This is a genomic window from Desulfosporosinus hippei DSM 8344, assembly GCF_900100785.1.
Classification (GTDB): domain Bacteria; phylum Bacillota; class Desulfitobacteriia; order Desulfitobacteriales; family Desulfitobacteriaceae; genus Desulfosporosinus; species Desulfosporosinus hippei.
In genome coordinates this window covers 99,228-125,502 of sequence record NZ_FNCP01000014.1, presented here as the reverse complement: position 1 = coordinate 125,502, position 26,275 = coordinate 99,228, and the positions used below count along the sequence as shown (strand labels likewise).

Annotated in this window: 17 protein-coding genes; 6 read left to right on the top strand and 11 right to left on the bottom strand. The window is 41.4% G+C overall.

The window, feature by feature from the left end; all coding sequences use genetic code 11:
• Positions 1–183: 183 nt before the first annotated feature.
• From BLS16_RS13245 to BLS16_RS13220, 6 genes are all read right to left on the bottom strand, one after another.
• Positions 184–2,943 (bottom strand): AAA domain-containing protein, encoded by a 2,760-nt coding sequence (locus BLS16_RS13245; protein WP_092333962.1) that lies wholly within the window; start codon positions 2,941–2,943, stop codon positions 184–186.
• 63 nt (positions 2,944–3,006) lie between these two features.
• On the bottom strand, positions 3,007–5,271 hold the full coding sequence (locus BLS16_RS13240; protein WP_092333960.1) for a DEAD/DEAH box helicase: 2,265 nt from the start codon (positions 5,269–5,271) through the stop codon (positions 3,007–3,009).
• Entirely contained in the window at positions 5,268–6,599 is a 1,332-nt protein-coding gene (locus tag BLS16_RS13235; RefSeq protein WP_092333958.1) for an ATP-binding protein, read from the bottom strand. Before BLS16_RS13235 ends, BLS16_RS13240 begins: the two co-directional genes overlap by 4 nt.
• Before the next feature lie 16 nt (positions 6,600–6,615).
• Positions 6,616–10,293 carry a TerB N- and C- terminal domain-containing protein gene (locus tag BLS16_RS13230; protein ID WP_092333956.1) on the bottom strand — a complete coding sequence of 1,226 codons (3,678 nt, stop codon included), beginning with the start codon at positions 10,291–10,293 and terminating at the stop codon, positions 6,616–6,618.
• A 219-nt stretch (positions 10,294–10,512) separates the two neighbouring features.
• Positions 10,513–10,692 (bottom strand): hypothetical protein, encoded by a 180-nt coding sequence (locus BLS16_RS13225; RefSeq protein WP_092333954.1) that lies wholly within the window; start codon positions 10,690–10,692, stop codon positions 10,513–10,515.
• 202 nt (positions 10,693–10,894) lie between these two features.
• Positions 10,895–11,203 (bottom strand): helix-turn-helix domain-containing protein, encoded by a 309-nt coding sequence (locus BLS16_RS13220; protein ID WP_092333952.1) that lies wholly within the window; start codon positions 11,201–11,203, stop codon positions 10,895–10,897.
• Positions 11,204–11,339: 136 nt separating this feature from the next.
• Between BLS16_RS13220 and BLS16_RS13215 the strand changes: the two genes are divergently transcribed.
• The 5 genes from BLS16_RS13215 (at position 11,340) to BLS16_RS13200 (ending at position 14,328) form a co-directional block, all read left to right on the top strand.
• Positions 11,340–11,585, top strand: coding sequence for a helix-turn-helix domain-containing protein (locus BLS16_RS13215; RefSeq protein WP_092333950.1), 246 nt, complete (start codon positions 11,340–11,342; stop codon positions 11,583–11,585).
• The gene (locus tag BLS16_RS13210) at positions 11,563–11,787 is read left to right on the top strand and encodes a hypothetical protein (RefSeq protein ID WP_242876284.1); all 225 of its coding nucleotides are present in this window, start codon (positions 11,563–11,565) and stop codon (positions 11,785–11,787) included. Before BLS16_RS13215 ends, BLS16_RS13210 begins: the two co-directional genes overlap by 23 nt.
• Before the next feature lie 590 nt (positions 11,788–12,377).
• The gene (locus BLS16_RS24765) at positions 12,378–12,629 is read left to right on the top strand and encodes a site-specific integrase (RefSeq protein ID WP_242876283.1); all 252 of its coding nucleotides are present in this window, start codon (positions 12,378–12,380) and stop codon (positions 12,627–12,629) included.
• A 36-nt stretch (positions 12,630–12,665) separates the two neighbouring features.
• Positions 12,666–13,304, top strand: a complete 639-nt coding sequence (locus BLS16_RS24615; protein ID WP_345788529.1) for a tyrosine-type recombinase/integrase — start codon at positions 12,666–12,668, stop codon at positions 13,302–13,304.
• A 31-nt stretch (positions 13,305–13,335) separates the two neighbouring features.
• Positions 13,336–14,328, top strand: coding sequence for a glycosyltransferase family 2 protein (locus BLS16_RS13200; RefSeq protein ID WP_092333948.1), 993 nt, complete (start codon positions 13,336–13,338; stop codon positions 14,326–14,328).
• A gap of 17 nt (positions 14,329–14,345) precedes the next feature.
• On the opposite strand, the gene BLS16_RS13195 is transcribed toward BLS16_RS13200, so the two are convergent.
• A complete protein-coding gene (locus BLS16_RS13195) occupies positions 14,346–17,495 on the bottom strand; it encodes an ATP-binding protein (protein WP_092333946.1) in 3,150 nt (1,049 codons plus the stop codon).
• A 41-nt stretch (positions 17,496–17,536) separates the two neighbouring features.
• Here BLS16_RS13195 and BLS16_RS13190 point away from each other — a divergent pair, with 41 nt between their 5' ends.
• Positions 17,537–18,379 carry a radical SAM family protein gene (locus BLS16_RS13190; RefSeq protein WP_092333944.1) on the top strand — a complete coding sequence of 281 codons (843 nt, stop codon included), beginning with the start codon at positions 17,537–17,539 and terminating at the stop codon, positions 18,377–18,379.
• Between the two features lie 241 nt (positions 18,380–18,620).
• On the opposite strand, the gene BLS16_RS13185 is transcribed toward BLS16_RS13190, so the two are convergent.
• From BLS16_RS13185 to BLS16_RS13175, 4 genes are all read right to left on the bottom strand, one after another.
• Positions 18,621–19,895, bottom strand: a complete 1,275-nt coding sequence (locus tag BLS16_RS13185) for a Sec1 family protein (protein WP_092333942.1) — start codon at positions 19,893–19,895, stop codon at positions 18,621–18,623.
• A gap of 31 nt (positions 19,896–19,926) precedes the next feature.
• Positions 19,927–23,016, bottom strand: a complete 3,090-nt coding sequence (locus BLS16_RS13180; RefSeq protein ID WP_176786165.1) for an AAA family ATPase — start codon at positions 23,014–23,016, stop codon at positions 19,927–19,929.
• 312 nt (positions 23,017–23,328) lie between these two features.
• Complete coding sequence (locus tag BLS16_RS23665; RefSeq protein ID WP_176786161.1) at positions 23,329–25,035, bottom strand: hypothetical protein; 1,707 nt, start codon at positions 25,033–25,035, stop codon at positions 23,329–23,331.
• 38 nt (positions 25,036–25,073) lie between these two features.
• Positions 25,074–25,970, bottom strand: a complete 897-nt coding sequence (locus BLS16_RS13175) for a DUF429 domain-containing protein (protein WP_242876282.1) — start codon at positions 25,968–25,970, stop codon at positions 25,074–25,076.
• Between the last annotated feature and the right edge of the window lie 305 nt (positions 25,971–26,275).

Here is a 26,275-nt window from a genome sequence, read left to right as displayed (position 1 = left end):
ATCACGGAATATTTCAAAAACAACGGGCGCCAATCAGTCATGAAATCTGATTGGCGCCCTATCTCAAAACAACACCCCTGTCTCAAAATGCGTAATTTTCACCAATAATTAGTTCGACGCATACAATTACGTTCCTCCATTTATTAACATTTTCATTGTGATACAGATCTATCTTATGCACCTTTAGTTTCGCACTGCCTTCAGAGCAACATCCAGCTGACTTCTAATCTTACCTTCTTCCCCGCTGCCATTAGTGGGCAACCTCAAAAAGGAAAACTCATATTTCCGCAAAATCTCATCTTTCATGGCATCCTTCTCTAGTTGCGAGGGATTGTTTTCATGAAAAGCAAACCCATCCACCTCGATAATCAGAACAGGCTGCTTATCCTGCTTATGGAATATGACGACGTCAACGGATGCTCTATTGTTAACATAACGTTGTTCCTGTGGGGTAAGCTTTTCCGGACTCTTGAGGAGATTTTTCACCATGACCTCCGTAGTAAAGCTCAAATTATCATACTGCTTTTCCTTAAGAATGTCGTTTAAAAGCGTATAGATAATGTTTTGAGATTTGTATTTTGAGCGCCGGTTCAGCCTTTGGCTGAAAGAATGCAGTTTCGCGGAATATTCTTTGTACAAGAGATCAAATACGGAGACAATTCGGCTTTCAATAATATTCTGGTCCAACGTATTGTACTCCATGTAGCGGATCAAATCGCCGATTTCTTTTCCCCGCCGCTGGAATAAAGAGTGATCTGTCACCAGCACAAACTGCTTGATTGCTCTGGATACGGCAACATTGATTTTACAGGGATCATCCACAAAGCGGAGGCCGGTTTTTCCGTCCCTGGTGTCATCCAAGACGGTTGACATAATCATGATCTTCTTTTCCCGCCCCTGATATTTATGAATAGTGTCACACTGGATTTCTTTCGGAAGCAGTCCGGCAGCTGCGCTAACCTGCTTGACATAAGGTGTTGTAAAGCCGATTTCCTCACTATTCTGAGCTATACTGGGATTCTGCAATACCTCCCGGACTACTACATCTATTTCTCTCTGATTGTATTTTCCCGGTTTCACACCTGTAGTAACATTGCGCATATGATTGCCCTCTGGGGTACGATAGAGAATTAAAGGATTGGCCTCCATATCCTCTTGAGTGAAAGGAACCAAGCCGCCTTCATAATATTTCTGATTGCAAAATTCAATAATTTTGGGATGGCAGCGATAGTGCTCTTTCAGCATCACCTGAGGAATATCCTTCTCCCCATACAGAGCAAGAATTGACGACAAAATATTATGTTCAAAATAATTAAAAACAGGATCAGAAACCTGTTTAGACAGTTTACCTATTTTCTTCCCATCAACGATCTGCGGCAGCTGCTTGGTATCCCCGACAATAATGGCATTTTTGCAGCAGGAAAGCGCCAATACGCCCGTCAATAAATTCACCTGGGAGGATTCATCAATGATGACATAGTCTAAAAGGTAATTATTCGGAAGCGAATTGCGCAACGAGTAAGTTGTGCTCAGGACAATAGGAAAGTGTTGGATGAATTCAGCAAACATCGGTTTATAATTTTTGATTGTAAACTGGGGAAGCTTTTGGTTACGGTATTTTTTAACCAACGCTTCCCTGAACAGCAACTCGGAAGTCTGCTGATGCTTTTCCAATAATTGATCAAATGAATCGTCCGCCAATTCTTTGGCCAATTTTGCTTTTTGCTCTGTCAAAGCTTCTATCTTTAATTGATAAAATTTCCGCTGCAGATTGATGACCAGGTCCATGTCATTTCTTAAAAGAGATTTGAAATCTTTAAAACCGTAAGAAAACAACAGCTTGATCTTATAAAGAAAACTATCCGCCGTTCCTCTTTGGTTAGCCAGATAACTATCAGCTAAGAAGGCAATAATTTTTTCAGGGCTGGTACTATAAAAAGAAAGCTTTTGAATCTCCGGAATTTCTTGTTTCTCGTAATAGGCCTCAAAATGCTCCTGTTCTGTCAGGAAAGAGGCAAGTTGCTGCTGAATTCGTGCCTTCTCAACATTAACTTCAAGCAGACGGTTGATTTTAGTATTTAGATTGGTGATCTTTGCTGTCAGATCCTCTTTCTGAACTCCCCGGTCCCAGTCCTGCACATTGCCTTGGGGCAAACAGCTGAAAAACTCTCCTTTGTTCTTATTGCTTCCCAAGGCAGCTATTAGAAATCCATAGCCGTCTTTCTCCAGCTTGTCTTTCACATTTTTAACTGCCGTATTATTATCGGATACGACGGCAACCGTTTTGTTCCGGGTAATTAAATTAACGAGAATATTCAGAATGGATTGGGTTTTACCCGTTCCCGGAGGCCCTTCAATAATCGAAATATTATATGACAGCGCGTTCTCCAGGGCCTTCTTTTGATTCAGATTAAAACGGAACGGAAAAATAAGGTTCTGGAGATCGGGGGCAAGTTTTTGCAGAGGTCTTTTATTGATATAACTGCCGAGAACACTTTCCGGACTGACAAACGTAAGTTTATCGAACACCTTTTCCAGAAAAGATTCAGCTTCACCTTCTATGGGACTGAAGTGCGCAATTTCTTTCCAATATTCCAGGATGTCTTTTCCCGTTTCATTGATGCCGTTGCTTTTTATCCTTAATTCCGTCTTGTTGAACACCTGGCTTTTGCTCTTCTGCCTGAATCTAACTCTTACCATCAGCCCAAAATCCAAGATATATTCAACATCATACAGCGGCATGTCCCCCCAATAGGCTGCTTTATCTTCCATATTAATCGTCGTCGGATTTTCACGAATAAAGGTGTTGCTGGGATGATAAGAATACTGACGAGAATTATTATTGAAGATTACATGCACCATATAACCTGCATTATTATACGTTTCAACCTCTTCTGTCTTATCTTCGCCATTTAACCAGATTAAGTATTGATTAGGATTCATCGATTCATGTCCTTTTTCCTTTTGAAGTATTTTCAGCCATCGGCTTCTAATAACTTACTGTTATTAAACGATCTGACCGGTTTTTTCAAAGTCCAACGCAAATTTTACTTCATGCAAATCCAGATGATCATGTCTGAATGCTTTCCTCAGTAAAGACGGAGGAATAAACTCATCATATTTTTCCAATTGTGGTGCCTCATCTTCTTGCATAAGCTGCTCTGTGTCAGAAGCGCCAGCTATAATCCTCTTAAGCAGGGAATTATGGTCAATCTTAGACCCGCTCTTCGTACTGAAGGTAATAAAATAAGGTGAAAGACCGCCCACATTCCTTATTTCAAACATCTCGGCTCCCCCATAACGCAGGCACCTTTCCAGAGTCCGATAAGCTACTGTTCCCAGCCAAGGAACCAGGCAGTAGCTATTACCTCCTAATGGGAGAATATTAGTTTTCAAGATCCCGGTCTCCCGGGCTAAATCCCGTGCTTCACATAACCGCTTAACCGCACCGGGCTGAAGGTATGAATAAGTAATATCTTCCTCCAAGACCCGCTTCATGCGCTGCAGGATCTTGGAATGAATAGAGCCTCCACCGCCGTTCCAGACAGTACGGACCTTGCCCTTGACCTGTTTGGCATAAACGGTCTTGCGTTTCAGATCAATCTCCATGACCTCCCAGGTCCGGCCGGCTAGAGCAAAACGCTCCCCTTGAGGCGGCGGCGACAGAATACTGCCGACTTCCTTGGATTCATCGCGTACTGCAAATTCTTCATTGTCCGGAAATACCGAATAGAAGCGAAAATTACGCACTACTTGCTCCCCGGTTAAACCCACCAACAGTCCCCGTTCTTCCGTTTGCTCAATATGATCAATTTCAATCAAGTAAAGTAAGAGCTGCCTGAAATCCTCACTGGAAATGTTCTTAAAAGGGCTCAAGGTTAACACCCTTTGGGCCAGTGCCGACGGTATCAATTCTCCCATAGCGGCCAGGGTACTCATGGTTTGATGATAAAGGAGACTAAAAGGATAATCCTTAGAACTGACCGGCTCGATCCATCGTTCTTCCAAATACAGCTGAATAATAGCAATGGCTTGAAGCAGTGACCAAGGAATCCGGTTAGGGAGCAGGTCATTTGCCCCTTGATCTTCCTTACAAACAAACCACATTTCCGAAGGAGTACCTCTGCGGCCTGAACGCCCTAAGCGCTGGACGAAGCTGGAAACGGAAAAGGGGGTCTCCAACTGAATAATTCGTTCCAGATATCCCAGATCAATCCCTAATTCTAAAGTAATGGTGGCAGCCGTAACACAAGGTTCCGGCGATTCCTTCATTGCCTTTTCTGCCGCTTCTCGCAAAGGCGCCGAGATGCTGCCATGGTGAACGTGGTAGACATCCGGCATCCTTTTACTTTCAGCCAACTGACGCAAGGTGGCCACCGTGTACTCTGCCTGCTCCCGGTTATTGGTAAAAATCAAACATTTCTTATTTTTGCTCTGCTCAAAAATATATTGGTCAAAGGGTGGAATCCCTTGCTTGGAAACTTTATCGGATTGTTGTTCCGGCTGATGTTCCCGCTGCCCTTCCGGCTCGTACAGATTTGCGGCTTCCTTTTCTTCCTGAACCTCATCCTGATAAAAGTGTTCCACAGCCAGACGAATTTTCTGCTGCCCCCCTTGAACTATCGGAGTGATTACCGCCCTCTCCGTCCCGGATGACAGCCACTTTTCAGCTTTGGCATAATCACCCAAGGTCGCGGAAAGACCGATTCTTCTGGGCTGATGACCGATCATCCGCGTCAGCCGCTCCAGCTGGCAGAGAATCTGGCCGCCCCTGTCCGTCCCCATAAAGGCATGGACTTCATCAATAACAATAAAGCGGAGATCGGCAAAGAGCCGCAAAATACCCGTACTGCGGTTGATGAGCATACTCTCCAGGGATTCCGGGGTAATCTGCAGTATCCCCCGGGGATTCTTCAGCATCTTGTTTTTGTGGCTTTGAGATACATCCCCGTGCCAATGCCAGGCTGGAAGATGCGCCTCTGCCAGCAGATCGCTGAGCCGCATAAATTGATCGTTAATCAAAGCCTTTAAAGGGCCGATATAGAGAGCGCCAATACTTGAAGGCGGATTTTCATGGAGTAAGGTAATCACCGGTAAAAAGGCTGCTTCGGTTTTTCCCGAAGCAGTGCCGGCAGCTAAAAGCAAGTGGGCGTCCGACTCAAAGACAACCTGGCAGGCTTCCACCTGCACGGCCCGCAGTTCTGTCCATTGATGATTATAGATATATTCCTGGATAAAGGGGGCCAGCCGGTAAAACGGATTGCCGCTCATAAGCTGAATTCCGCATATTCATTATCTGCACCTATTTGTTCCGGATCTTGATCGGCCGCTCTCAGTTTAAAATCAGGCCCATACAAAACTTCACTGCAAGATATCCGGGGGTTCTGCAGCAGGATATTTAATATCCCGATAAAGTCCCGGACCACCTCTCTTGGTGTTAAAAGTTCGTCGGCACCCATCCTCCCTGCCACTTCCTGCATGAAAGCCATCATATCCTGCTCCGTGATGCGGGGTTCATAGCCATAATGCTGTCCATGGACTTCAACCAAACGCTTAAGCAGTACAAATATTTCTTCATGAGTCAGGGTCTGTAAGCGGATAATCGGGCCAAAGAGATCTCGCAACCCTCCCTGACTGAACCTGCTCTCCGCCAATCGGGAGCGCAAGGCCTCATAACTGTATAATCCCCTGCGCTGATCCTCCACAAATTGAGGAGTACCGCCCAAAAGGATGCCCAGATGCTGGGCCTTGCCCTGCATGGTATCGTTGAACATAGTCAGTAGCTTTTCATAATTGCTTTGCCTAGCTATACTATTGCTGATTTTGTAAAGGTTAACTCCTTCATCAAGAAACGTAATCAAACCTTTATAGCCTATCCGGACCACGAAAGACGCCATCAATTTAATGTAGTCATACCAGCTTTCGTCATCGATAATCATCTGGACATTCAGAAAAGCTTTAGCCTCGGTCTTCGTGGCAAATTCCCCCCGCAGCCAGCGCAAAGCAGCTGCTTTTTTACTCTCATCGGCCTGACGGTAACCATTCCAATAAGCTGTCACCGCATTGGCGAAGTCAAAGCCATGGACCAGGCCAGACATCTGGTTTACAGTCTCAAAGATCTTGAGCTCTACCGCCTCGCCAAAACCGTTACCCTGAGGACGCAGCCCTGTATCTTTCATAACCTCCATCTGGATTCCCCCAATCCATTTTTCCAGGATTGAGGCTAAAGCGCCGCCGTCGGGTCTGGTCTTAGTCGATAAATTAGTCATCAATTCCCGGTAAGTAGCCAGCCCCTGTCCTTTGGTCCCCGTGAAACGGCGCTCCGGTGACAAATCCCCATCGGCAACGACATAATTCCTTTCCATGGCATAGTTACGGAGTGTTTGCATGAGAAAACTCTTGCCGCTGCCATACCTTCCGACAATAAACCGGAAGGAGGCTCCCCCCTCCCCCACATTTTCCAGGTCACCCAGAAGAGATTCGATTTCTTCTTTTCTGCCCACCGCTATATACTCCAGTCCGATCCTGGGAACCACTCCCGCCGACAGTGACTGGATTAATGCAGTGCTGATTCTTTTCGGTATTTTCATTTGACTCATTCCATTCCCGCCTATCTTATGCTGTAATTTTCTTAAGCATATCCCGGTATTCTTCATTGATTACCGGTGGAAAAGATTCCACATTAATAATTATATCGCCAAGATTCTCCAAGGCCAATTCATTAATGGAATCAATCAGGATTTCGGGCATCATCAGGGACTCTCCAGCAATTTTATCGATCCTGGCGATTAAGTCCTCTTCCTGGCTGAAGGCCTTCAAAACCCGGTATTGAAAAGCGGAGATATTCAGCCGGAAGCGTTTCCACTCCTCAGAAAGATCCTGCGCCGGATTGGAATGTTCCGGCTTCTGCGGCTTTGCCTCTTCCAGGCGGGGTAATATATATTCCAGTTCATCCCGGAAGTCATCGGCAACAATTTTCTGACTGCCCTCAACGGCAATGAGCAGGTCGCCGAGATGTTGGAGAGACAGCTCATTGATATTGTCAACTACCGAGTCTATCAACAGATCAGGGAACAACCCGGATAATATTGAATCTTCTAATACCCACAGATTTTCTGCGAATGCTCTGAGCAATCCTAATTGCTGGTCATCAAGCTCCTCCAGCAATTGATGAACAGGCTCCAAATCCGTCAGTAATTGAACCGGCGTTCCCAGAGGCCTCTCTATATTGCCAGCGACAGTCTTCTCTCTTCCGGGCCGGGGCACCTCCTTGTCTTCTGGTTGAACCTCAATTTCAGCGATGATCAGCATATCCCGTACTTTATTGGAGTCTTTGATCAGCTGGTCTATTTTAGACGGATCCAGCTCTATTTTAAGAGAGGACTTGGTTGCCGGTTCCAGACCTTCTATTTCGGATGCCAGATAATCATCGATCCAGATCCTGATTTCAGACTCCAGCCCGTAACCTCGCAGTCTTCCCTTGTATCCCTTCGCTTCTCTGAGCTTGTTTTCAGTGTGTTTGATCACGGCGGTAAGAAATTCCCGTAAAGGTTTGTGCCTGGTGTAAGGAATCGTCTCGAGGGTAATCTGCCGGCCTGCATCATAGCAGTGCACCGCACTGCGGAAAGGTGCATGCTGTATTTTCTCCCTTTGACTGGGTTGAAACATATCCAGCATTCCTAAATGGTGCTGTTGTAACAGAAACTCATTGACTTTTTCGATAGTTTTCGGGATATATTCCGCCACAAGGTCTTGACCGCTTTCATTGTAGAATTTACTGCGAAAAAGATTATAGTCCGAAAGCCGGTTAATTAACTCCAGGGGAAAACGATAGATTCCGGACTTGTTATAGCGAGTCAGGATGATATCCAGGTAAACAGAATCCGCGTTCCGGGTGTCGAGTTGCTCATAGATTTGCAGAGGGTCGCTGTCGCACCCGAACATAGCCGCATAATCCATAAGCCAGTCCACCAAATAATGATCCAGCTTCGGATAGCGCTCCCGGTAGCTGATCCATAGATCAAACAACTGCCGGTATCCATCCTGAGGCTTTAAGCCACCTACATTATTAATCAGTTCATAGACATGAACAAAGATGTAAGAAAGATCCGTGTCGGGATAAAGTCCTTTTCTGACCTGCCCTCGCCAGTAAAAATACCACTTCTGCTGTTCGGCGCTCATGGAACTGTACGTCGGCCAATAGGACATAAAGGGAACAAACCTGGCTTTAGATTCCACATGTCCAACGAGCTTCTTCGCTTCTTGGAGAAAACTTTCTCCGTTATAATAGCCGGTAGAGGAATTAGACGTACTGACTTCAATGGAGAAGCTGAATTCCAGGTCGCCTTCAGCAGTGGCTACTTGTACCTTTTGTTCAGTCCTAGGAGGAATGGGCTGGGCCGTACCCGGCAAATCATTCCGAAGGGTAAATTCAGCCGGCCCTCCCGGTGTTTTTACGCCGCTTACAGGCTTTTGCCGCAATTGATAGGCGGGAGGCAAGGCTATTCTGTCTTCATAAGGATTGCGAACCCCATACTTCCAAACTGTTTCTCTATCCTGAATGCCAAACAGAGTTGAAAGGGCCTCCAAGGATTGCTGATGCCTGAAAAACCCGGTACCGCTAAACAGGCCCAGAACCAGGCGGGCTTTACAGGCGATGAGATTGTTGTATAGCTTTGAGATGCTGGACTTAAGCAAAGCATCGGCTTCCAGAATCATGAGCAGATCCCATTTAGCCCGGCTCAGCCCCGGGTAATTTTCCAAGGCATTGGGAGTCGCCATATACAATCCGGCAGCATTGCATTTTAATTCCGGGTCTTTCTTATTTCCTTCATATTTTGCGGAGAGAATAGCTTGCCATTGCTCCGTCATTTGGCTGAAAAGAATCTTTTTTCCCACCAGCAGCACCCGGATTTTTGGGGATTCCCGGAGCAGATCAGTCAAAGTTTCCAGCAGGGTAATCTCATAATCGGCAAAAGCTCCGGTAAGACCTCCGGGAATCCCCCATTGGATCATGAACTTCAGATGTTCAGCTGCAATCTTCCCCGGTGCAGCATTGGCTGGCAAATTCAGCTCCGGAAACTCAAGCCGCTGCCAAGGGCCATCAAAGCGCTCCGAACCTCTCAGCAGAATTTCCGGGGCGGACAACCTAAGGTAATTGCTTAATGCTGTTCCGTCAATTAAACGCCCCATAGGCCCTAACCCAAGCTGTTTCAAACTTTCCACCGGATACCAGCCACTCTCCAAGCGGATATATTTTTTATCTGCTTGGATTTTCCTGGAGAGATCTTCCGCTTTAATTCTTTCATTTCCCTCCACAAAATAAGGAATCGCTTCCGCATAGCCTATACCATTCATTTCTCCTCTGGCGATGGAAAGAATAAGCTCTCCTCTGTTTTCCGTCACCCGGTGTCTGTCAGACAATTCCTCCAGGTTGCCTTTGATCCACTTTTTGATTTTAGGTAGGATTTCCCGCTGAAAGACAGCAATTTCTTCACCCCTGAGGGTAAACTCCCCGCTCTGAAGCGGAATTTGCAAGGAAAGCCCGGCGGGATTAAATCCCTCGCCAAGTGAAGAGCCTGCAATTATATAGCCTGCCAATGAAGGGATTTCAGCGATGCTCCCGGGATTTACCCGCCAGAGAGCTTCACAGGTGACGGAATCTATACGGACCCGGTTGATTTTAATAGTGCAGGCAGGTTCTACTTCCAGGACGATTTCAGATTGTACCGGGAGACTGCGCCTTTGCCATTGGGGAAGGATCGCGCGGAGAAATTCAAGGATTTCTTGGCCCTGGATTTTATTTTTCCTCAGCCAAGGGTCATCGTTTTCAGTAAAGCCAGGCATGTTCCAATAGCTGTTTTCTGATACATATGTGCCTTCTCCCCAATATTCTCCCCTCAGTTGGGGTTGGATAGCTTTTTCCAAGTTGTTCCAACTATACCGGATTTCAAATCCTGCCGGCATTTTCCCGGGCTTGAGCAGCTGAATTTCCTGGGGTATCACAATCTCAGGCTTATTTTTTTGCTCCTCCGAAATTAAGCGGGACAATTCCTTTTTTACATAGGCTAAGTTTCCCAGAGGGATTACTGGGCGTCCTTTCTCATAGTTCAACCAGACAGATAGATCACCTAACTGCGGATATTTATTCAGCAGCTGAGCAAAGGGTATCGCTCCGGCTCCTTTATACGCATTTAGATAGAATTTCTTGTCTTCTGTAGAGAGAATAATTCGGTATGGGGAGCCGGAAAAGATACCGGAGATTCCGGATAAAATATTTTTAAAAAGGCTCATCTTATTTTCACCAACCTTTGCATTAGCCTATGAACTTATTTAAGGACAATGAAGCCTTTTGGTATATTTCTTTTAAAAATTGTAATTTCCTGTATTGATCTTGACAAAATGGAAAATTTCAGATCTTTTCGCCATTTCTTTCTTTGAAACCGGATATAAGCAATTTTCAATTTTCTTCAGAAAAAAACGCCGACAGAATTCACTGCGGCGCAACTAAGTCTATTTAACTTTGTCATATGAATAGTTAAGAGCCTTTACATCATAAACGGTCGTGCTTGTACACTTTAATAAGCTATTATCAAAAACTGCCAGATTAACTCCATCAGGGGACATAGTGCTAATATATTCAATACCTGAGCGTGTTTGGCCTAATTTTCTCTGTTCAACATTACGAAACACGAAAACTCCCCCTAGAATGTAATCAGACCTTACGGACAACCTTTGACGCATTGTATCTTTTTCACCGAACTTTTATCTTTTCCTTTCACCCTTCACCAAATATTTCAAAAACTATAGCAAAAGGGCACCAAAAACTGATTGGCACCCAGCATTAAAGGGAAAGTCCTCCATCATGTTATGGGGTCTTTTTTGTTCTGCGTTATTAAAAATCATTACTCAGCGATTCCAAGAACTTCTGCAGATAATCGACTTGTTCCAGTGAAAGTTTTTTCACGGTACTCAGTAGTCGTTGAACCTCAGGCTCCAAGACCTGTTCTTCTTCTGTAAAGAATTCGGCAAGACTAATGCCCAGAGCAGCACAAATGCTTTCGAGGGAACCCAGTGAGGGTTTTGAATCGTTGGCTTCAATTTTATAAATTGTAGTCGGATCCAGTCCGATTTTTTTCGCTAAAGCATTGGCGGAAATTCCGACTGTAGTACGAAAGTACTTGATTCGCTGTCCGTAATTCATCTCATCACATCCTGAATATAATTCATGTTCAATTATATCTGAATCACACAAATGTAAATATCATGATTTTAATTCACTTTATATATTGACATTATGAATATAATTCTATAATCTTTTAATCAGGGGTGGTCTTATTGTGAATACAACGGCAAAACAAATTAAAAAGCTAAGAGTATCACTCAGACTAACTCAAAAACAACTAGCTGATTTAATTCATATGGACGAGAGCATGATTAATAAAATTGAAAATGGTCATTCAGCAGGTTCAATCCGAACCTTGACCAAGCTCGCTGCCGCCCTCGGTGTTAGTATTTCCGAACTGATCGGAGAACAATCCCCTGAACAGCAGGAGGAAAAGCATGTCCAGACGAGACCTCAGTGATTTTGAGATCGGCTATGAATATGTCCGCAAACGATATTCCGTTTTAGCTAAGCGTAGCCGCCAGGATTTATGGGAGCTGGGAATCGCTTATCTGCAAACAAAAGGCGCTGACGCCGAACTTTCCCGAGGCATGGCCTTCTATTTTCTGGAGTTGGCATTAAAACCCGCCTTGCCGAGATTACATCAGAGCATTAGAAAATAAGCATGGCCCAGAAACGACAACACTGTCATTCTGGGCCATGCTTAACTTCTCCCTATTTCCGTCATATGGAACAATACTCTTCTTAACATTCCAAACTCGGCCAATGGATTTGAGACCTCCCTTTCATAACGGGGAATAACATGAATATGCTCGTGAAAAACGCTTCGCTATCCATATCGAGGATGAATTTCCCCGTTCTTCCTTTGGGATACCGAAATGAAGCACCGCAAGGCGGCAGTTCAAATTCGGATTCGAATCCGAATTTGAGGAGATAAGCCGTCCGGCTCCGTACTCTCTCTACCAGCCACTTACCCCATTCTCCATTTCAAGCAGGACCTTGGCCTCCGCCAGTCGCCTCCGATCTCGATGACGGCGGCAATCCAGATTACTGCATAAATCTAGCTGTCTCTATCATTGTGATTTTTTTCTATTACTTGGTCGATCATCTTCGAAAGATAATCTGTAAAATCATCTGTATCATTATCAATTGATGCGAGTCGCCTTTTCTACCAACCTCTCTTCTGCATCAAGACAGAATCAGCTCTTTTAGATACAATATCCCTTAATCGACTATGAGGGAGCGAACTGTTATGCAAGAATTGAAACTATTGACTGAAAATTATTTAAGCTATTGTCTGTATCGAAAAAATTTAAATCCCAAGACCATAAAGGCCTATTCTATTGATTTAAATCAATTTATAAATTTCATGGAATATTCCAGATATGAAATCAATAAAGGCGGAGTTAGTAACTATCTGACTCATATTCATAAGATATTCAAACCAAAAACAATTAAAAGAAAAATCGCTTGTTTAAAAGCTTTCTTTAATTATTTAGAATAAGAAATTCTAGCTAAAAACCCATTTTCAAGACTTAATGTGAAATTTAAAGAGCCTTCACTATTACCTCGAACAATACCAATTAATAACCTAGAAAAAATACTATCCGTTGTTTATTCGGAAATTTCCAGACACGATAACACAGAGTTTCAAATTAAAACATTTTATCGGGATATCGCTGTACTTGAGTTGTTATTTGCAACCGGAGCAAGAGTTTCCGAACTTTGTTCTCTATCTAATCATAATGTGGATTTAATAAATAAAGCTATTCTAATAACAGGTAAAGGCTCAAAAGAGAGGATAATTCAACTAGGTAATGAAGATGTAATTGCTGCTCTTAAAAGTTATAGCGAAAAATTTCACAATGATATTAAATCTAGTGGATTCTTTTTTGTCAATCGATTAAAAAACCGTTTATCTGAACAATCGGTTAGATACATGATTAATAAATATGTCGATAAAGCCGGCATCACAAACCATATAACTCCCCATATGTTTAGGCATTCCTTCGCGACTCTTTTGCTTGAGGAAGATGTCGATATTCGCTATATCCAAAAGTTGTTGGGACACAGTTCTATCACTACGACTCAAATTTACACCCACGTTACATCTACAAAACAAAAATATATCCTTACAGCCAAACATCCTCGAAACAAAATCATCATCAATAAAGGATAACTATAAATTATCGTTGAGAGGACAGATCCGCATGGTAGAATTGGATATTATACTCAGTGTGATCATTCCCGTATATAATACAGGAAAATATCTACCACAATGCATAGATTCGCTGATATCTCAAACGCTGAAAAACTTAGAAATCATCATCATAGACGATTGTTCAGATGAAGATGTAGAAAGAATCATTTATCCTTACCAAATTAACAACGAAATAGTAATTATCTTTCAGCGCCAAAAAGTTCACTTAGGACCTGGAGGCGCGAGGAACATAGGAATGAATTTGGCAAAAGGGCGCTATATAGCATTCTGTGATAGTGATGATTGGGTTGATGTGGATTATTATGAGGAATGTGTCAAGCATATGGAGATTCATGGAGCTGATATTGGCATGTGTTCTCTGGTCCGAAGCTACGATGCGCCAATTCCAGAACCGTTATTTAAGTGCAAATATGACAAATTGATCACCTTTACTGGGGATGTGGCTTTGAAAGTGCTAACCAAACAATATGACTTAGGTATAAATATTATTCCTTCCAGTGTAAATAAGATCTATCGCAAAGAATTTTTAGAATATCAGGTGCTCCGTTTTTTAGAAAACACTTTATTTGAAGACTTATTGTTTTCCTTTGTGGCAACCCTTAACGCTAAAAAGGTCATTTGTATTCCCTTAGTCTGTTATCATCACTATAAACGTTCTAATTCTATAGTCCAATCCATCTCTCAAAAACATATTGATGATTTTTGCAAAGTATTTAGCCATTTGCGAACTTATTTAAAGGATTATGAAAAATATGAGCGTTACCGATTTAATTATTATAAGTTTTGTGAGCAGTTTTATAACCTTATTATTCGCGAAATTTTTGAATTTACATTTGAAGAGCAGACCCGCAAGGATCTCATGGCATATTCTTTCCAAGGTATAAAGAAAATTGTTGATTTTGAGGAATACATGGAATATACAACGGCGGAACAATTACGCCAGCATATTCAGCCTCATATTAAAGACACTAAAATCTATTAAATAGGCTATTGCTGGGGCTACCATATACAACGAGGGTCGAGACTATATATTCCCGGTTCAAGTATACCATTGCGGCAAAAACGTATATTACATCTTGAAAACTGTCCACTTTCAAGCAACCTTTGATTATGCTGAATAATTCCCAAATAAGTTGGAAGCTCCGCAAAAAGTTTAGCTGCTTCCTGCAATGCTGATAATGCTGCTATCCCATTATTATTTAGGGCTTCATATAAAGCTAGTGTTTCATAGTAAAACGCTTTCTGACGCGGGCGTAGATCCCGTGCCACCACGATATCAGAGAAGAAATAGCGATTGCCTTCCTCTATTAGCCCATAGCTATAAAAATAACTGGCTAAAACAAAGACTCTTTTGCGGTAGTCATTATAGCAATCTCTTTTTAGTTCCTGATGGTCCTTGATCACTTCTTGAATTAGCTCAGTCTGATCATGAAGTATCATATCCAGAAAATGATAATCCATTTTTGCCCACAAATAAAACTTTTCCTCCTGACCGCGCAATTCTTTCAAACCGACCATACACGCCTGTACCATGCCAAAAGCAGCATCGGTATCACGAAAATAAAGAGTTTCCGCATATCTCAACTTAAAGAAAAGTGCTTCATAGTTATAGCAGTAAGCATAAGCAACAGTCTCTAAGCTCCGAAATTCCTCTTCAGCAACCGGCTGATTTTGATCAGAGAGCATCAGCATCTTAATAGAGCGGGAAAGAATATATTTTTCGCATCGATTGATATCTTTATCTACATACCCAAACATTTGCAGCTTTGCAACAAGTGTAAGCAGATCCTTGATGTGCTTTTCCGCTTGCTTATGATCCAGCCACTCATAGCTGCTGTTTATTAATTCAAAAGTAGCATCCATACAAGTTAGCTGAACTTCCATATTGCCATTGCCACAGGTTTCTAAACAAATTTGGGCAAAAACATCTTTTCCGGATTTTGTGCGGCTCTGGTTGGCAATACCGAAGCCGTAGGCGAGATAAAGTTTATAGAACAAAACGTCTCCTAGCTTTCCCCGCAAAAGATTTTTATCGTCACCTTCAAACACATTTTCCAGAATATAAAGAAGTGAATAATATCTTCCTAGTTCCTTTAATGCCAAGACATCCTTTGCCGCATCTCGAAGGCGTTCAATGTCGACACTGAAAAAGAGCACATTATGGAGATCCTCATAAGGATTACCAGTGGATAAAGGGGTATCGCCAGAAGTTTTTAGAATACGTCTCCGATAAATCTGTTGATAATGGTCATGATAAGGAACTAATCTTCCACCATTTTCACTATATTTGACCAAACTGTTTTTTAGTAATTTTCGAGCAGCGTCCGCCCTGTCTGGCTTGGCCACCACACCGCTAATTGACCAATAAATTTGGTTGCACAAAGCCTTCACGCAAGAATCCCCTTGGAAAAGCTTGAGAAACGGTTCCAAGATATATTCCTCGGCAATTTGTCCGTTTATAAACATCCGGCAGGCCAGTAAAAAATCTTCTAAAGTGAAAGTCCCATGTTTAATGTTGTCATAATATTTAATAAACTGTAATAAGTCGATGACACTGGGAAAGATGACATTACAAAGCTGGGGAGTTAATTGAAATGATAAGGGATAAGTTTGTGTAAAAGCTGTGATTAGGTCTTCTGCTACAAGGGCATATTCATGTTCATTTAATGTGGTCCTTTCCCGGAAAACCCCATATTCAGATAAGGTACGAAAATCCGGCCATCCGCTTAAGACAACAAAGACCGGAATTTTTTTTCGTTTCAGTTCTGCCAAAATTATATATAATATTTTGGCAGTATCAGGATGGAGCTTTTGCATATCATCCAAGATGATAATACGCTCATTAATAGAAATCTCATCGGGAAAGATCTCCGTCTCCCAAGAAACTCCAAAATATAGTTTATGGAGCACATCAGGCTTGTCTTTAGCCGCTACAGACTGAAGCACGAATTCACTGATTCTATGCGTTGCCTGGATCTCCTTCAAATAATCACTATCTATGGAGCCAAATGCTAAATACGGAAACAGTATGAAGAGGAGCAGTTCGCAAATACGTTTATCATTGACTAAACTGTCTGCGGAAAAAGTGATAAAAAGTACAATTCGATCCAAAAGCAGCTCGCTATTAATGAAATCTATCAGAAGAAAGCTTTTCCCGGTTCCGGAATTACCATAAATACTATGGATTACAGCGGATTGATTTTTCTTAAAGCTGAGGAAGGATTCCTGAAGTAATGTTAAGATCCTTTTTTGCCTTTGGATCTCAAGAGGCATGTTCGTATTAGAAATTACATCCAATGGACGTTTTGTAATAATTTCTATTTCCCCAAGTTTAAACACTGTACCATCTAAAAAATCAGTGCGTATTGTGGTTTTTCCCCCCGGACTTTTATAATCTATTTCATATTGCTCGGACAGCTCAACCTCGGCAATAATTTGATTTTCCCCTTCGCTAACATCAATATTTTCTCCTGAGCACAGATGGATACCCCTTAGTCCAGAGGCAATGGATAGCCGAAGTTCTTGGCTTGAACCACTAAATAGAGAAAAATAAAGATGATACTTATGCTTTGTCCGCAAAGTCTCCAAGGGTTCACAAAATGACTGTCTCCGTTTTGCTTCCGAATAGAATTCCAGCCCTTCTATCAGAAATAAAGGGGCTAACCGAAGTTTATCCCGATCTGGCTTGTAGAAATACTTTTTAAAAATTTTAGGATTATTCAACAACCAATATTCCAGGGTATTTTTTGTGCAGAAATGGACATCTCTGCATTGCAAGGAATGATGCAAGGCAAGACGGATATCTACAATGGTTTTTGTACTGATAGAGATATTTGTGACAAAGATTACTTTAGATACATTTCCTTCTATTGCGGCGCTTACAATTGTGGCATCCAAGCGATAGCGTGGCAAAACCTCCTTTTTAGTTGAATATTTAGCTTCCATCCACCATTCTTCCGCAGATAGCGGTGTTGGCTGATAGCCCAATATAACGGAATAGGCATCTCGATTTCCGTCTTGGGTTTCCCGTGTCTTACTCCATCTTTGCGAGGAGGGAGACGGAAATGCAGCTTGTACAAAATCATAGGCCAGATGCTCAAATCCCTGAAATCCATTTTTAATACTTCCCCAGTTTAGACCATCAACCATATTTTTCTTCTCCCAACATTACAGTGAAAGGAATTGATACAATGGACAAAAGAAGCGAACCTAATCTTATTTCTGAGCATAATGGGCTACCCCAACGTATCCCTCGCACCCTTTTAAGATTAGAAACCCATTTGGTAGAACACTGCAATTTAAATTGTCATATGTGCACACATTTTTCACCACTTGCCAAACCGGTGTTTGCTGATATAAAGGAATTTGAACGTGACATGAAGCGTTTGGCGATACTTTTTGGCAACGAGGTAGAATATATCATGCTCTTAGGAGGGGAGCCTTTGCTTCATCCTGATATTACGGATTTCTTCCACGTTGCCAGAGCCTTTTTCCCAGAAACGAATATTATTTTATACACCAACGGCATAATACTCGACCAGATGGATCAAAATTTTTGGTCTGCCTGTAAATCTGCCCAAATTGAATTCATACTTACCAAGTATCCGATTAAAGTAGACTATAAAGTTTTAGCTCATACTATATGGAAACATGAAATTAAATATAAGTTTTGTAATACGCCGGGAAGAGAAAAAAAATCCTCACATTTTCCGTTTGATCTCCAAGGACAACAAGATGCATATCACAGTTTTATTAGTTGTGATATTGCCAATAGATGCATCTTTCTCAGAGAAGGAAAACTATACACTTGTTGTATAGCTCCAAATATTCATCATTTTAATCATTACTTTAATACTAACTTATCTCTCTCCCCACAAGACTGCATTAATATCTATCAAGCTAAGGATAAAAAAGAAATTCTAAATTTCCTTACCACTCCCATTCCATTCTGCCGTTATTGTGATGTGAAAAACCGTACCGAAGGAAACGATTGGCGTATTTCTAATCGTAATATATCGGAGTGGACCGTCTGATAATTTATAGTTATCCTTTATTGATATATTAGAACTTAACTGCTGTACCTCAAATTTTCTCTGTCGATTCATTGGATTCCTGCTAATATCTCAATATTTAATATTCTTCTGCAAAAAAATGAAACCAAACAGACATATTTCATATTTTGAATTATCCCTTAACCTCGATTATATGGCTTAAACAAATAATTACATTCTCTACAATAATTCAATAAATCATTTTTCTTACTATTATTAAGAATCAATTATCGATCTTAGTGACCCGTACATAACACTCCCATTCCACTAACCTTTTCTCTAAATTGTCACGCAGCTTATCGTAATGGTGCTGGGAAGCCATAAGATGAAGCATGGGAGATTCAATTTCATTCACGATCAACTCTGCCTCTATGTTTTCAGCCATACAATGCTTAATCGACTTCCAATTGTCAATAAGCTCCGGTCCTGAATGGAAGCGGTCCCAAATCTGAAGCTCATCACACAGTACAGCTAAGTAGAGTAAAGGCTCTTCTTCAAGATTGAACATAACTTCCGGCATATTATGATAAGCCACTGCTTTACAAGCAGAAATTACATACTTTTCCAAAGTGTGAGGATAGTAATGAAAACGTGCATTCAGTTCCTCATGCAGCAAAGGATACTTTTCTGCCGCATGTTTGCTTAACCAGTACCAAATCGAAGTGTACTTAAATAAAATCAAACTGCCTGCTATACCATGATCGACGACTGGGTGTCCATTATACCCGGTAGAAGACATTTGATAAGCAAATGAATGTAACCCAGCTCCAATGCTATGCCTGGAATTCATCGTTTCTAATCCGGAGTGGTATGATGGGAGCAGTTCAGCAAGCCACGGAATATGGTCTAACGATTCAATGAGCTGCCCTGAACTTGTTTGTTCCGCATGGGATGGTAACTCATACTTTTCGGAAAATTCCTGCCATAATTGTTTCAATTCTATTTTTCTCTCTTCACCTAGCTCTTCTGAAAATCGTAGAAAATAATTAAATGAAAGCATGTCATCAAATAACTTCCACGATGAGGAATTGTCTCCCTCTTCAAAATCGTAATACAAGTAGCCCACATCATGGAGGAGAGAGGCAAATGTCCATTGAAAAACGAACAATTTCAGTGGTTTTCTACTGTCAATAGATTTGTCGATCACTTCACGTATTCCTGTAATATGATCGTATATCCAAATACCAAGCAAAAACAGATACACGGTATGCGCTGTGTGATCAGTTTGCTTTTTATATCGAATCAAGTGTTTAATTTCCAACGTTGCAACCGTGGAACGCAAAGGAATCATATCTGCGAAATCGGTTAATGACAAAATACGCTCACTTAAAAATTCCGCCTGTTGCAGTCGTTCAATATCCGAGCGAGTGGCAAAGAATTCTTGCAGATACCTATATAAACCAGGAATCATTCCCCTTAAATAACCTGCAGCTCCATCCCCATATTGAAAATGGTTTAATAATAAAGCATGAATATGTGCGCTACGGCTAGATGACATTAAAAACATCCTTTCAGTTAAAGCTCAGCAATTAGCTAATGTGAGAAAAAAATGGATTTTCCTTATCCGGTGAGTACTTCATTGCTCGAATTTGAACAGGTTTGCCGGAGTGACGCGAAAACTCAAAGTGAGTAAATTGTTCTTCAAAGAAACTGAATTTTCTTCGGAACAAATTTGCTACATCCGGATTTGCCGTTGTGAAAAAAATCTGCCGGCCTGACAACGCAAGGTCACGCAGCAAATCTAAAAGATTCATAAGATGAAGATCATCCATATTGGCCACCGGTTCATCCATAATTATAAATTTAGGAGCATTAGGGGCTGCAAGGTGAACAGCAAACATGACTGAAAGCGCCAGAGAAGCCCGCTGTCCGGAAGACATCTGAAAAGCCTTCACAGCACACTCCTCCTGATCCCGCTTACGATGCAATATTAATCCCTCTTCCCCCAAGTGAATTTCATCGAACTCTCTTGGCGTATGCAGCAGTTTAAAGAACCGTTCTATCTTGGCAATATTTTTCGTAATGAATTCTTCAGTATAAGTTTTAAGTGATCTCAATTGCCCCAAGACATTACTCGCCATTTCGCAACGGTGTATTTTATTTTGGAGTCTATCTAACTCCTTTCCTGCTTCGTCCCATTCTGATTGCAACCGCATTTTCTCATGATCCTGCTTGTTTTTTTCAAGCAATAATTCGATTTGTATTCTCGCAGTTTCTAATTGGATAGCCCAAGCTCGTAAATTATCGTCTTGCTCCAATTGAAAATCCGGAAGCAAGGTTTCTAGACTATCTTGAAAATTTTTCCATAAACCGATCTGCTTTTCCTGTTCGGCAATTGATTTATTGAGTTCTTCTAAAGAAATTTGCAACAAACGTTGTTCCAAGTCAGCATCCTGGTTGCGGAGCTGTGCTGACGCTTGATTCACCTCATTCGCTTGGCCTTGCAACTCTTTTTGCTTTACAATTACATAAGTTTCAAAGGAATCAGCAGATTGTTGCTCTATGTATAACATGTAAAATTCATTTTCTTTTTGAAACAGCTCCGCTTGTATGATTTCGGTATTGCTAAATCCTATATTATCAAGAACCTGCAATTGATCGCGAATAATATTCAGCTGTTCTTGCCATTCATTTTGGGCCGCCAATACGTTATGGATGTTTTGTAATTGTTCTTCAGGATTCTTCTGCGAGGCATCTAATTCAAACAGCAAGTCATTTGCCAATTCCATGTAGGCCTCATTAACCTGCTTCACATCACGTTTAGTTAAATCTTGTTGTTTTAGCTGGTTATTCAAAAGATCAATGTCGGCTTGCAAATCTTCAATACGTTGACGCAATACATTTAAGCTGTTATCTTCTTGCCCACTCATAGCATTAGCAGACTGAATCGCTTCGGTCAACTGAATATGCGTGCCATGGTTATGTTTACAAAGCGGACAGGTTATCGTGGTTCTATCAATTTCAAGAAAGTCTTTGCCAATATGTTGTATACGTGAGAGCATAGCCTTAAGCTCGCCCATTAAATTTTCTGCCGCCACAAGCTCTTGCTTTAATTGCTTCAGACTCTTCGTTTTATCTTCCACCGCTCCGTGAAGTTGTTGAATACTTTCTTGAGGCAACAAAGACAAATCAGGCTTTTTTATTATGGGTAATCGGCTGTAACGAGCTCCGAAGCTCTGTAGGAGATTGAGTTTATGATTCAGAAGTTCTAATTTTTGTTCCAACTTTCTTCGTTTTTGAACCTGTGCCTGATCATCCTCTAATACTTTCCGAACTGCTTTCCATTCCTGCCAATATCTCTTGATGTCCTCAATACTTTGTTCAACTAGAAATTCTTTTTCCTTATATTTTGTTATTTCTGAACTGAGGCGGTTTCGTTCTGATTCCAAGTACTTTTGATCTGCAACTTTACTTTCTTTGTCTGTCATCAATAAATCGTGATTATCCTTACTTAACTTCAGCTGGATTTGAACCTGTTCCAAGGTTAACGTGTCCTTGTTGAAAGGAAATTCTATAATTTCCTTTCGACGCGGCTCTACCGATTTAATAAGGAGATTGAGGCTTTCCATATTCTCCAGTTCAGTTGCTGCTCCAAACTCTGTTTTTGATTCTCGCAAATGAATGGATGCCAATAACTTATCTAATTCCATAGGCTGCACAGCTTGAACATGACTTAAAGACTCAAATTTTAAACCCAATTCTGTCTTTAACGCCCGGTATTCATCTCTTCCTTTCTTTAAAGCCTTGAGTTGATCATCAAACTCTTCTTTATAACGATGCCACTTCTTTTGCGTTTCCAGGATTGAATCACCAAAGACAAGTTGGCTTAGATTATCAGAGTAATCAAATCTTTCATGGTTCTTGTTACTGCTTTCACTTAGGGCAAACCGATAGGCGGCCTCAGAATCAAAGTAATTGAATCTATGAAAATAATTGTTGAGTTCGGATTTATGACCGGGTGTTACACCATACCAGGATTGAGCCAATTTTTTATAGTCGGCTAGTTTTTTTCCAGATTGATAAGGTAGTGTCTTACCCGATTCTGTCCGACACAAAACTTGTAATTGGTTTGCTGTTTCCTCTACCGAATCACCGAATTCAGAACAACGCCTGATATCGTCGGTAAGAGCAAGCTCGATTGCTTCCACGGCGGAAGTTTTTCCGGAACCGTTCGAGCCGTGGATCAAATTCACTTTGGTTGGCAGAATCGGCTTAAGCTGATCAAAACAATGTTTACGAAAGCCATCAAAAGAAATCGATTCAACAGTTCTAATCTTTTCTTCATAGTCTTCGGAATTCCGGCTTCTACGTATAGGAGGAGCTGTTCCTTCACTTAAAAAGGGCTGTCCTTCCAAGTATTGACTAACACGTTCTTTGCCCTTATTAGCAAAAGCTTGAGTCAAGCAACCAGTCAACTGGAGGGGCTCCAGATGATGATTCCACTCTTGTAAAGGATCAATTTGTCCAATATTATCTGCTTTAGCTGTTTGTAACCACTGTTTATCTAGTAAAATTGATATATCGTCAGGTATGGTTATAAATTTACGCGCATAGTCAGCATCGTCCTCGATCTTACGTGCCAGATTGCTGTCCTTTAACAATTCATAGCTTTCAATCACTATGATTAAATATAGATTCCAGCGCAAATCGCTTTTATGAGCAAAAAACGGTTTGGCCAACAGTTTCGCCTGAAATTCGCGAAAATAAGTAAGATCATCTTCTTCAGTCATCTTCGCTATCGTCGCTTCAGATACTTTCATAAAAAAATACTCAGAAAATTGGATGCTAGGCAACAACTCTTCCGATCGTATTACTCTAAAAAACTCAAACTCCTCGTTACGAAAGGAAAATTCTCCAGGTTTAATCTCATTATCAAAACGAAGGGACTCTAATACATCACTAAGTTTCACGCTAATCCTCCTCAGCCGGTTTTACCCTTTAATTGAACTAAGTGGTTTTGAATAAGTCGCCTTGTCAATTCTTGTCTGCATCAAATGTTCGGCAAAACATTCGTAGCGCTCCGTTTCAGGGGAAAAATAATAAATTACCACTCTGTTATGTAGATTGGGGTGCAACTTTTTACTGAGCATATCAATCTGTTCTTCAACCTCGTCTCTGGTAGTGCATCCGGATATTATGAAAAGAGCTGATGAAGATGGGCTTCTCTGGTCCGGGGCAACGTTTTTAGGGTATACATTCCCATATTTATTCTTTTCTTCCGCCGTTGCAGAGTCCAGATAAAGAATATGATTATCGATCAAATTTCCTAACTCAGGGGGAAATTCTTGTTTTTTAATTAATTGAATCAGTTTTTTATACTGAATGGCTTTGGATCGCCGTTTTTGATCAGATTCCTGATCAGAGCCGGAGAATAACCTGGTGACGAGCTCATTGTCATCAGCACTGAGTTCTCCTTCTAAAAAATGTCCGAAACAAAGACCGAAAAATGCATCGCTGTCATGAGGAGATGCACCCAGCGGGAAGTCATAATCCGAACCGTGGCTGTCAATGAGTTCAACCAAAGAAGGATGATGGTTTTCTTTTAGTACAGGTTTCCAGGAGCTATCAGCAGGACTATACAAAAAATAATCATGTGTGATCGGTTCATCATGAGTTATAGCCGGATAAGAAGCACCCCACTGAAAGCCCTTATTGATATCAAACCTTTTGCAGTGCTCTTCTCTATCGGAATACCATATCTCTGTATAATGATGAAGCGTATAATAAGTGCCCCTGTCATGATTCCGAGCTCTTAATTCCTGCTCCGGTACTTGTCCCCGATAGGATTTTTTATAAAAGGCCGACCAGGGCTTACTGAACATCTGGTTATCGATCTTGGTTCCTTCCGCCCAATTTAAGGATATGAGGCGAATATCCCTACCGGCGTTCAGGTCAAAAAAAGAACTGCGAAATAATTGAAAATCCGAATGCCGTGGTTCTGGGTTTAACTGTGCATGAAAGACAATAAGCTGCTTGCCTTTTGTATGATCAAGGATATCCTGCGCTTTAACAGAAAGTGCATCAGAACACAAAATGGACAAAAACCGATTTTGATCATCACTATTCCCGTAGAGGTCAAAGATATAAATTAAATCGCTAGTGCAAAGTCCTCTAACTTCATGATCATTCCAACGTTCTGCCATAGGTGTTGTCTTTAACTGAGGGAGTATGCAAAGACGCCCATCATCTAAAATGAATAAATAAATGAGTGCATCCACAAAGTAACGCCCCAATATTTGTTCAAAAGCACTCCGTATTATTAACGTGTCATTTCTTGTCCACTGTTCGAGCTTTTTAGCAAACTCCTGTCGTGCATAACCTTGCATACACAGACACCATAATGAGCCCCTTTCAGGCCAAAGTTCATGGTTTTCAACTACGCTGTCGAGCACCTCACAAGGAAATGAATACTCCGGTGTCAAGACGAGGTCGGAACATGTTTCTTTCGCTAAATGGACAAAGTTAATCGCCTTACTAATATGTAATGGGTTTGTCGTATAGACTCCCCTCTCAAGATCAGCTGTTGGCTCATCTTGGCATTGCCACTGGAGCACTTGAATAGGCTTACAGTCTGAAATACAAACCTGCAGCCCACTATGAACAGGAATTAATTCGGAAACACGCTTGAAGTCTACCATAATACACCTCTCGATAAGTTTTTTAGCCAATATATATTTCACAAGGTAACGTTTAATAAGTCCAGGTACTCTGGGCCTGAAACCTTTTCAATAATAGCTTTCTTACCGCTGTCTTCGATGATCTGAGGTATCTTATCGCGAATCAGTTTATTGTAGACTTTTACCTTCTCTGATTTGCCATCACGGACTTCATTCTCATCTATTATTGGAATAGTAATGAACCCATCCTGATCATCGCCAAAAACCTTCCCCTGATTATTGGCCAGCCAATAAGCGGCGTAAGCACATAAAAAAGCATCCAGCTTGTCCTCAAGGTTCTTAAACCCCTTCTTAGACATAGCTTGAATGCTCAATGAATGATTGAAGAAATCTTCTATATTATGGACGGGGGGATTGAAATCACTTAACCTTTTTAAAAGGTTAACCATCCTGCCCATCTCCGTTTTAGTTGTTTCAAATTTGATCTTATGTTTGATTTTATATTTAATGGGAAAAGCATCGGGAAAAAGGCCTAAAGTTATTCCCGTGGGAAAGGTTTCGATAATCACGTGCTTTTTATTGGTTAGGTCACCTGTGAGGGCAAAAGCCGGCATCCGCTTTCGAATGGCTTTGACGACCTCTTCTCCTCGAACTACTCCGAAGTGGTTGAGCATAAAGCTTTTACTGCAGGTGAAAACGGACAGATTTTTACCATGAATTTTCTCTCTCATAATAGCTCCGTCACAGTATCTGGAACCTGTTTCGTTATTTACGATTAAAGGAGCATCAATCCCCACGATAGCTCCTTCTTGAGAATGCTCTGCAACGATGTCCGCAATCATTTCGTCGCTGAAAACCTGGGACTCACAATAGACGATTTCTCCATTGTCAGCGATCACACAAATTCCCGATTCATTGGCATAGGTCCATGCTAAGTCGATTCCGATATAACGCATTTATTTAACCCCCAAAGTCTTTGGCTTTAAGTCAATTTTCAAGCGAACAGTCTTTTGGACAACATTTGACGCATACTTTTCTTTTTCGCCGAACTTCCTGCTTTTCCTTCCACCAATCACCAAATATTTTAAAAACTATGCTAAGGAGCGCCAGTCAGTCTTAAATCTGATTGGCGCCCTTCAGAACTTTTGGCATCTATATTCACCTAACTTTCCAAACTAAAATAAAGCAAAGGGACTCGAACCCTCGTAGTTTGAGTCTTTTTGCTTCTATCATTTTTATGCTATATTAAGAATTGGTTATT